At 72.6% G+C, this 9088-nt stretch carries 9 protein-coding genes; 4 read left to right on the forward strand and 5 right to left on the reverse strand.

Going from position 1 to position 9088, the window contains the following annotated elements; genetic code table 11:
• Positions 1-3 precede the first annotated feature (3 nt).
• The 4 genes from QSK30_RS34800 to QSK30_RS34815 form a co-directional block, all read right to left on the reverse strand.
• Entirely contained in the window at positions 4-414 is a 411-nt protein-coding gene (locus QSK30_RS34800; RefSeq protein WP_285509609.1) for an SRPBCC family protein, read from the reverse strand.
• A gap of 28 nt (positions 415-442) precedes the next feature.
• Positions 443-1177 carry a GAF and ANTAR domain-containing protein gene (locus QSK30_RS34805; protein ID WP_285509611.1) on the reverse strand — a complete coding sequence of 245 codons (735 nt, stop codon included), beginning with the start codon at positions 1175-1177 and terminating at the stop codon, positions 443-445.
• Positions 1174-1641, reverse strand: coding sequence for a hypothetical protein (locus QSK30_RS34810; RefSeq protein ID WP_285509613.1), 468 nt, complete (start codon positions 1639-1641; stop codon positions 1174-1176). Before QSK30_RS34810 ends, QSK30_RS34805 begins: the two co-directional genes overlap by 4 nt.
• 62 nt (positions 1642-1703) lie before the next feature.
• The gene (locus QSK30_RS34815; RefSeq protein WP_285509615.1) at positions 1704-2618 is read right to left on the reverse strand and encodes an anti-sigma factor RsbA family regulatory protein; all 915 of its coding nucleotides are present in this window, start codon (positions 2616-2618) and stop codon (positions 1704-1706) included.
• Positions 2619-2792: 174 nt separating this feature from the next.
• On the opposite strand from QSK30_RS34815, the gene QSK30_RS34820 reads away from it, so the two are divergent.
• The gene (locus tag QSK30_RS34820; protein WP_285509616.1) at positions 2793-6350 is read left to right on the forward strand and encodes a SpoIIE family protein phosphatase; all 3558 of its coding nucleotides are present in this window, start codon (positions 2793-2795) and stop codon (positions 6348-6350) included.
• 1 nt (position 6351) lies between these two features.
• Here QSK30_RS34820 and QSK30_RS34825 read toward each other — a convergent pair whose 3' ends face one another.
• Positions 6352-6717 carry an STAS domain-containing protein gene (locus QSK30_RS34825; RefSeq protein ID WP_285509618.1) on the reverse strand — a complete coding sequence of 122 codons (366 nt, stop codon included), beginning with the start codon at positions 6715-6717 and terminating at the stop codon, positions 6352-6354.
• A gap of 161 nt (positions 6718-6878) precedes the next feature.
• Between QSK30_RS34825 and QSK30_RS34830 the strand changes: the two genes are divergently transcribed.
• From QSK30_RS34830 to QSK30_RS34840, 3 genes are all read left to right on the forward strand, one after another.
• A complete protein-coding gene (locus QSK30_RS34830; protein WP_285509620.1) occupies positions 6879-7271 on the forward strand; it encodes an ATP-binding protein in 393 nt (130 codons plus the stop codon).
• Positions 7272-7315: 44 nt separating this feature from the next.
• On the forward strand, positions 7316-8164 hold the full coding sequence (locus QSK30_RS34835) for a metallophosphoesterase family protein (RefSeq protein WP_502871933.1): 849 nt from the start codon (positions 7316-7318) through the stop codon (positions 8162-8164).
• A gap of 166 nt (positions 8165-8330) precedes the next feature.
• Complete coding sequence (locus QSK30_RS34840; protein WP_285509624.1) at positions 8331-8816, forward strand: hypothetical protein; 486 nt, start codon at positions 8331-8333, stop codon at positions 8814-8816.
• Positions 8817-9088: the final 272 nt, after the last annotated feature.

Below are 9088 nucleotides of genomic sequence, written 5' to 3' on the forward strand. Positions count from 1 at the left end.
TCATCACCGGATGGCCAGATTGGTGTCCGAGGCGGCCACTGCCTGGGTGAGCATGGCGACGGTCTCTTTCAGACCGTCCTGGACGGAATCCACAACCGCCCGGTTGGTGACCAGTTCCACCTCGATCGCGCACTCCCCCGCGCCGCTGTCGTGGACCACCAGTGAGCCGTGGTAGTCGTTCGGGCCATCCGCTCCCCAGCGCAGGGAGTGGGAGTCGGGGTCCAGTAGCAACCACGCCTTGCTCTGGATGTGGGTGCCGTCCACTTCGGCTTCGACCAGGACCTCTGAGCCGCCCAGTGGCTCCGCCTTGGTCAGGCGCGGGAAGTAGTGCGGGAGGTTGCGCACGTCCGCCAAGTAAGCGAAGACCGCCTCGGCGGGGACGGCCGCAGGCGCGGAGTGTCGGTAGTTGCCCATGCGGGCCGGGTACCCAGTGGGGTCCCGCTCACACCAGGTCGCCCGCCGCGGGCAGGGGGAGCCTGCGCATGGTCTCCTCGAAGTCGCCCCGGTCGTGGGCCTCCACCAGGGCCGCGGCCAGGTCGCGAAGCTTGGTGTTGCTGTTCTGCGACGCGGTCCGCAGTGCCTCGAAGGCGGTGTCGGTGTCGTAGCCGAAGCGGTGCATGAGCAGGCCCTGGGCCCGGCCGACCACCGCGCGGGTAAGCAGGGCCGCGCGCAGCTGTTCCACCAACCTGGTGGAGTCGTGGAAGAGCGAGACGTTGTCGAAGACCACGCCCGCGTGCAAGGTCAACAGCATCACCAGGTCGTGCGAGGACTCACCGAACTGGCCGGGTTGGTCGGAGAACAACGAGAAGACCGCCGCCGCCGACTTGTTCGTCGCGATCGGCAGGGCCAGGCAGCTGCGCAGTCCCGCCTGGGCGACCTTCGCGGAGAACGCGGGCCAGCGCTGGTCGGTCGCCACGTCGTCGAGCCTGCGGGGCTCGTGGTAGGTGACCGCCTCGATGATCGGGCCGCTGGCCAGCAGGTCCACGTCGCGGGGGTCGTCGCCGATGGTCTCGACCACTCCCAGGTCGGTGCGCACCGTGATGGAGGCGTGCGCGCAGCCGGGGATGGTGCCGATGGCCCTCTTGGTGAACCGGCCGAACGCCGTGCCGAGCTCGTCGTCCTCGACGAGTCTGGCCACCTCGGCCAGTTCCTGGGCCAGCGAGATCACATCGGTCATGCAAGCCAACCTGGCGTCGGGGCATCGTGCTGTTCGCACCACTCTATCGACCCGACCGTCCAGAGCAAGGCCAGCACCAATACGTCCACCGGGTCGAAGCGCTCGTCCGCGCGCAGCGCCAGCCCCAGCTGGAACTCGGTGTCCTCCGGTGTCCCGTTGAGCTGCGCGAGCAGCGCCCGCACCAGCGCGCGCACCGGCGGGTCGAGAGTGTCCACCTGGACCGGTTCGCCCTCGTCGTCGCGCAGGTCGAGCATGAACGCCTTGTCCGCGCCGGGCTCCTCGGCCCGGCACACCATCATGTCCGCGGTGGCCACCACGAGCTCGCGCAGCACGGCGGCGAGCCGGTCTCGGTGGTCCGGGCCTGCGAGCACGTCCAGCGCGCCTGCCTGCCCACGCGGGTCGAGGTCGCCGCCGCGGGTGACGGCGACGAGCCTGCGGGCCACGCCCCGGGGGTGCTCGGTCATCTGCACTGACCTCCAGATCGCGTTGTGGGTGTCCCAGGGGACTTACCCGGTCCGCGTGAAGATCAAGCGCCCGCGCCGCGGTCGAAGTGCGCGCGCACCGCGGTGCCGCGGCCGTCGGTGTGGATGGAGACCAGGTCCGCCAAGGAGTGCACGAGCAGCAGGCCGCGGCCGTGCGCCTGGTCGGTCGGGGCCGGGCGCAGGCCGGCGAGCGGGTCGACCAGGGTGCCCTCGTCGCGGATCTCGCACACCAGCTCGGACCCGTCGGACCACACGCTGAGCAGGGCGCGCCCACCGCCGTGCTCGATGCTGTTGGTCACCAGCTCGGTGATCACCAGGGCGGCGTCGCCGACGCGCTCGTCGGCCAGCCCGTGCTCGCGGGCAGCGGCGGACACCAGGGCCCGCGCGGCACCGAGCTCGCGGACGCCGACCAGCAGCGACCGGGCGTCGGCGGGTTCGTCGGGCACCTGGTTGTAGGTCCGCAGCACGGTGTGCGGCGCGTAGCCCGGACTGGGCCGGTGGCTGCCGCGCTCCAGCACGCCCGGGTGGGTGGCGAGCGCGTCGGCTAGGGCGATCGGGCGCAGTCCCTCGGCGTCGAACGGGCACAGCAGCCGCAGCGGCCGCCCGTCGAGCAGCTGGTTGGCCAGCGCCTCGTGCCGCACGCACGAGGGGTACTCCGCGGGCGGTCGGCCCGGCCAGACGACCTCGGTGACCACGCGCGCGCCGGAGCCGAGCAGCGGGTGCAGCACGGCCGGGACGATCCGGCCCGGGTTGCGGCCGACCTCGCCCACGTCCAGCCAGCGGACGCCGTCGGCCAGCCCGTGCGCGGCGCACTCGTCGCGGACGAGGGTCAGGTTGTCGGTGGGTGCCACCACGGTGACCGCCTCACCCGCCTCGATCCCGGCGCGCACGAACGGCAGCACGGCCGCGAGGTACTCGGCGGCGCCCCGGTAGAGCAGTGCGGTGTGCCCAACGGTCATCGCGCCGCCCGACCCGTCACATGGATCACCGTCGGGCCCCTTCCGTGGCTCACTGCGAGTTGAGTGGACATCAATCTACGCGTGCGCGCGCCGCCCGGCCGAACACCCGGATCTCGGCGGCCCGCCGGGGCTGCGGCTATGGTCGGCACGGTCGGCAGGGGAGGCGAACGAGCGGTGGCGGTAGGGGACCTGGCGGACCTGATGGCCTCGGTCGACTGGGCGGACACCCCGCTGGGGCCGCCGGGGACCTGGGATCCACAGCTGCGCGCGGTGGTCCGCACGATGATGTCCTCGCGCCACCAGATGATCCTCTACTGGGGACCGGAGTGGGTCGCGGTCTACAACGACGCCTACGCCGCGACCATCGGCGACAAGCACCCGCGCGCGCTCGGCAGACCGGCGGCGCACAGCTGGGGCGAGCTGTGGGAGCTGGTCGGCCCGCTCGTGCGCGGCGTGGTCGCCGACCGGGAGTCGTTCTGGGCCAAGGACTTCCCGTTCACCCTGACCCGGCGCGGCTTCCTGGAGCAGACCTACTTCGACCTGTCCTACGACCCGGTGGTGGTCGACTCCGGCGCGGTGGCGGGCGTGCTGTGCGTGGTGACCGAGACGACCGGGCGGGTGCTGGGCGAGCGCCGGATGCGCACCGTGGGCGCGCTCGGCGCCCGGCTGGCCGGGCTGGCCGACGTGGCGCGCATCGCCGCGGTGGCGGGCGAGGTGTTGGCGGAGAACCCCGACGACCTGCCCTCGTTCGAGGTGCGCCTGTTCGACGGCCAAGACCGCGACACCGAGGACCGCGACGGCGAGCCGGTCTGGCTCGACGGCCCGGGTCCGCGCCGACTGGCCCTGCCGCTGGGCTCCGCCTCGGGTGTCGTCGGCGAGCTGGTCGTGCAGATCAACCCGATGCTCCCGGTCGCCGGGCCCTACCGGGAGTTCCTCGACGTGGTGGCGGCGACGCTGTCCTCGGTGCTGGCGAACGCGCTGGCCCAGGAGCAGGACCGGCTGCGGGCGCGGGCGCTGGCCGAGCTGGACCAGGCCAAGACCGAGCTGTTCGCCACCATCGGCCACGAGCTGCGCACCCCGTTGACGCTGATCTCCGGGCCCGCCGAGGACGCGCTCGCCGATGTGGACGAGCCGCTGGGCCCCCACCAGCGCGACCGGCTGGAGCTGGTCCGGCGCGGCGCCGGGCGGCTGCGGCGGATGGTCGACAACATCCTCGACTTCACCCGGATCGAGAGCGGCGCGCTGCGCCCGGACCGGGTCGGCACCGACCTGGCCGAGCTGACCAGGGCGGTGGTCGCCTCGTTCCGGCCCGCGATCGAGCGGGCCGGGCTGGTGCTGGCGGTCGACTGCCCGCCGCTGCCGCGCGAGGTGTTCGTCGACCGGGACATGTGGCAGCGGATCGTGCTCAACCTGCTGTCCAACGCGCTCAAGTTCACCCTCTCCGGCGAGATCTCGCTCTCGGTGGCCGAGGTGGACGGCCAGGTCGAGCTCACCGTGTCCGACACCGGGCTGGGCATCCCGGCCGAGGAGATCCCGCTGCTGTTCGGCCGGTTCCACCGGGTGCGCGGCGCGGGCGGGCGCTCGCAGGAGGGCACCGGCATCGGCCTGGCCCTGGTGAGCGAGCTGGTCGCACTGCACGGCGGCACGATCGCGGTGCGCAGCGAACACGGCCGCGGCGCCACCTTCACCACCCGGCTGCCCTACGGCAGCGGCGCCACCCGACCGGCCGACGGCCCCACCGAGTCCACTGTGGACAGCTATCTGGCCGAGGCCCTCGGCTGGACCGCGGGCACCCGCGAGGGCGAGCTGGACCCGGGCGCCTGGGCGCCGATCGGCCAGACCGCGGGCGCCTGCGTGCTGGTGGTGCAGGACAACGCCGACCTGCGCGACTTCCTCGTCGGGCTGCTGGAGCCGCACTGGGCGGTCGTGCGGGCCACCGACGGTGCAGGAGCGCTGACCGCGGTCCACAGGCACCGGCCGGACCTGGTGCTCACCGACGTGGTGCTGCCCGGTCTGGACGGCTTCGGCCTGCTGGCCGAGCTGCGCGGCAACCCCAGCACCGAGCACATCCCGGTCATCCTGCTCTCCGCCAGGGCCGGTGAGCAGGACGCGATCGCCGGCCTGGCCGCGGGCGCGGACGACTACCTGGTCAAGCCGTTCTCCTCGCCCGCGCTGATCGCCCGGGTGCGCTCGACCCTGGAGCTGGCCCAGCTGCGCAACCACCAGTCGGCCTGGCGCGAGGCGCTGGTGGACTCCCTCGACGTCGGCTTCTTCATGATCGACGTCGAGGGCACCATCCTGGAGATGAACGCCGCCTGCGCGGCGCTGCTGGGCTACGGCAGCGAGGGCCTGCCCTACCGGCCGCCGTACCCGTGGTGGACCGAGCAGCGGCCGGGGGCGGTCAGCGCGATGCGGGAGCGGCTCGCGGCCATGCTCGAGGGCGGCGGCGGGCGCTACGTCGCCGAGGTCGAGCAGGCGGGCGGGCGCGGCATCTGGGTCGCCGTCGCGATCAACGTGGTGCCGCGGCAGACGGGTGCGCGCCGGATGTTCGTCGGCACCGCCCGCGACATCACCGCCGACGTGCTCGCCGCCGAACGCGACCAGGCCCAGTCCTCGCTCGCCGCGACCCTGGCCGACGCCACCGACGTCGACGAGGTGCTCACCGCGGGCGCCACCGGGTTGGCCCGCGCGTGGCAGACCCAGCCCGCGGTGGTGGTGTGCTGGCCCGACGGCGGCGGCCCGGTGACGGCGGGCGAGGGCGACTACCCCGACTGGTCGGAGCTGCCCGAGCCGGTGCGCGCGGCGCTGGAGGAGGCCCGTGGCAGCCGCTCGCCGCAGGTCGTGCCGGAACCGGGCGCCGACGGGCGCGCGCTGGGCATCGCCGCGCCGATCGAGGCCACCGGCCCGCCGACCGGGGTGTGGCTGGGGTTCGCGCCGACCCGCCCGGTGTCCGATGTGGACAGATATCTGTTCGGCGCGCTGTGCGCGCAGTTCGGCGTCGCGCTGACCAGGGCGCGCTCGTTCGAGGAGCAGCGGACCGTCGCGGTCACCCTGCAGCGCTCGATCCTGGGGCCGACGAACCTGCCCGAGGGGTTCGCGGTCCGCTACGAGCCCGCGCTGGCCCCGCTGGAGGTCGGCGGCGACTGGTACGACGTGGTGGCCCTGGACGCCGACCGGGTCGGCGTGGTGGTCGGCGACTGCGTCGGCCGCGGCCTGCGGGCGGCCTCGGTGATGGGCCAGCTGCGCAGCGCCTGCCGGGCGCTGCTGCTGCGCGCGATCAGCCCGGCCGACGTGCTGACCGCGCTGGACGACTTCGCCGACCTGTTGCCCGGGGCGGTGTGCACGACGCTGTTCTGCGCGATCGTCGACCACGCGGCCGGGACCCTGGTCTACAGCAGCGCGGGCCACCCGCCCGCGATCCTGCTCGGCACCGACGACCGCGCCACGCTGTTGGACGCGGCCACGTCGGTGCCGCTGGCGGTACCGCGCGTGCGGCCCCGGAAGCAGGCCACCGTCGACCTGGCCGCCGGGGACACCGCGCTGCTCTACACCGACGGCCTGGTCGAGCGGCGCGGTGAGACCATCGACGACGGCATCGACCGCGCCGTTCGGCGGCTACGCGCGGGCCGGGACCGCCCGGTGGCCGAACTGGCCGACCGGCTGGTGGCCGAGCTGCTGCCCGGCGGCCACGACGACGACGTGGCGGTGCTCATCTACCGGCACCGCGGCTGACTCAGCCCCCGGCGTGGTCGGCGGACATCGCCTCGGCGACCGAGGGGTGCACCTCGAGGACGTGGTCCAGCGAGCTGATCTGGATGGCGCGCAGCACCGCCCCGCCGTCGGTGAGCACGCGCAGCGCGCGCCCCTCGTCCCGGCAGCGGGTGTGGTACTCCACCAGCAGGGCCAGCCCGGCCGAGGCCAGGAAACCCACGCCGGTGAGGTCGAGCAGGACCGGGGCGTCGGTGCCGCGGCGCACCGCGTCCTCGAGGTGGCCGCGCAACACCGGCGCGGTGCCCATGTCGATCTCACCGCGCACGTGCAGCAGCACGGCGTCGGCTCGGTCGCCGTACTCGACGGTCAGTAGGTCGGACGTACTCATGGCAGCCCTTCACGGGAGTGCGGGATCGGTGTGGCGGCTGGCTGCTCAACCGCCTCGGCGTCCAGCCTAGTAGGTCGGTCCGGGTCGATCGAGGTGTCCCACACCGATAGCGTGTCGGGCGAGGCGGGCGCCGCGCGCCGCCGAGCCAGGATCGAGGGAGCATGAGCGTGCCCGACACCGCCCCGCCGCACGTGGACCTGCGGCTGCGCGCCGACCTGGCGAACCTGCCGATCGTGCGCGGTGTGGCCGCCACGGTCGCCATGGGGGCGGACTTCACCGTCGACGCCATCGCCGACCTGCGCCTGGCCGTGGACGAGGTGTGCTCGCAGCTGATCGTGCTGGCCGCCCCCGGCGCCCAGCTGGAGTGCCGCTTCCACCTCGACCCGGCGGGCATCACGGTCGAGGCGAGCACGCGCTCCCGCGACGGCCGCCCACCGGCGACCGACAGCTTCGGCTGGCACGTGCTGCGCACCCTGGCCGACTCGGTCGAGACCGGCATGGGCGAGGGCGTGCGGCCGCCGGTGCACATCACCATCCGCAAGCTCAAGGCCTGAGCGAGACCCGCGTCTCGCCCCACGGCGCGCGCCGAGGTGGAAAGATCGAGCGGGTGGGCACCCTCCTGGCGATCAGCGACCTGCACATCTCGTACGAGGAAAACCGCGAGATCGTGCGCGGCCTGCGGCCGGAGTCGCCGCAGGACTGGCTGATCGTCGCGGGCGACGTCGCCGAGCAGGTGGCCGATGTGCGGTGGGCGCTGGAGATCCTGGCCGGGCGGTTCGCCAAGGTCGTGTGGACACCGGGCAACCACGAACTGTGGACGATGCCCGCCGACGCCGTGCAGGCCCGCGGCGTCGAGCGGTACGCCGCGTTCGTCGAGATGTGCCGCGAGCTGGGCGTGCTCACCCCGGAGGACGAGTACCCGGTGTGGGAGGGCGAGGGCGGCCCGGTCCGCGTCGCCCCCCTGTTCCTCGGCTACGACTACACCTTCCGCCCCGAGGGCGCGGACACCAAGGAGAAGTCCCTGGAGATCGCCCACGCCAGCGGCATCGTCTGCACCGACGAGTACTACCTGCACCCAGACCCCTACCCGACCAGGGACGACTGGTGCCGGGCACGAGTGGCCGAGACAGAGGCACGACTGGCGGCCGCGGCCGACCCGTCGGTGCCCTACGTGCTGATCAACCACTACCCCCTGGTCCGCGAACCGACGCGCGTGTTGCGCTACCCCGAGTTCGCCCAGTGGTGCGGCACCGAGCTCACGGCCGACTGGCACACCCGCTTCCCCACCGCGGTGATGGTCTACGGCCACCTGCACATCCCCCGGATCACCCACTACGACGGCGTCAAGTTCCAGGAGGTCTCCCTCGGCTACCCCCGGGAGTGGCGCCGCCACGGAAACCCTCACGGTCTGCTACGAGCGGTACTGCCTGCCTCAGCACGCGTCTGACCAGGGAAAACACCGAGAGCGTGTGGCCGCTATCACCCCAGGGTTATGCCTTGTTGGGATGAGCTTCCCTCGTTTCGTTCGCCCATATTGGTGAACGACAGTCGACGGCCGGGCAATCAGGCCATGAAGGGCGAACCGGACGCCGACGGGTGAAAGGTGGCGCGCCATGACCGCGGCGGAACTGTCCGAACTGCACGCACTAGACGCACTGGACGTGAGCGTGGACACCACGCCCACCTTCGACGTGCGGGACTACCGAACGGCGATGGGCTGGCCGGTGGAAGGCGACGCCCTCAACGCCTACCTGGAACTCGGCGGCGACCACGTCGGCGCCCTGCGCATGCGCGCGGGCCTCGGCGCCGAAGTCCAGTGGTGGCTCCGACTGCGCATGCTGGCAGGCCCAGTCCTGGCGGTCCCGGGCAAGCGAACCGAGTGGACATTCCTCACCCAGCCCATCCCGGACGAACACCACCGCAGACCCCTCCCCCCAGGAGTCGAACCGGTCAGCGCCCGAGTCCTGCTACCGACCGGGGACACCGACCGCACCATGGTCTTCTGGGCAACCCCGCCGGACCCGATCCACCCGACACTGCCCCAGTTCACCTCGGTGGTCGGAGCAGTCCGCAGCGTCCTCTACGGCCACCGCTTCTGACCGAACCACACACCAGACTCGCAAACCGAACTCCCCTGCCCACCACCCTGCCCATATTCCTCACGGCCATCTTTGCCTCCTATTTTCATTCCCTCCCTCTTTCCCTTTCCCTTCCCTAAGTCTTTAAATGCCACGCCCGCTGGTACGCAACACCCGCTACGCCAGTGCTCGATTGGGTGGACTGCCTTCGTGTGGGGGGAGAGCACCGCTAAACTTGCCGTGTGTGGGGATGCCCTTCACCCCACGCTTTTTCCCCACCGCGGTGCTCTAGG

This window comes from Actinokineospora sp. NBRC 105648, from assembly GCF_030269645.1.
Classification (GTDB): Bacteria; Actinomycetota; Actinomycetes; order Mycobacteriales; family Pseudonocardiaceae; genus Actinokineospora.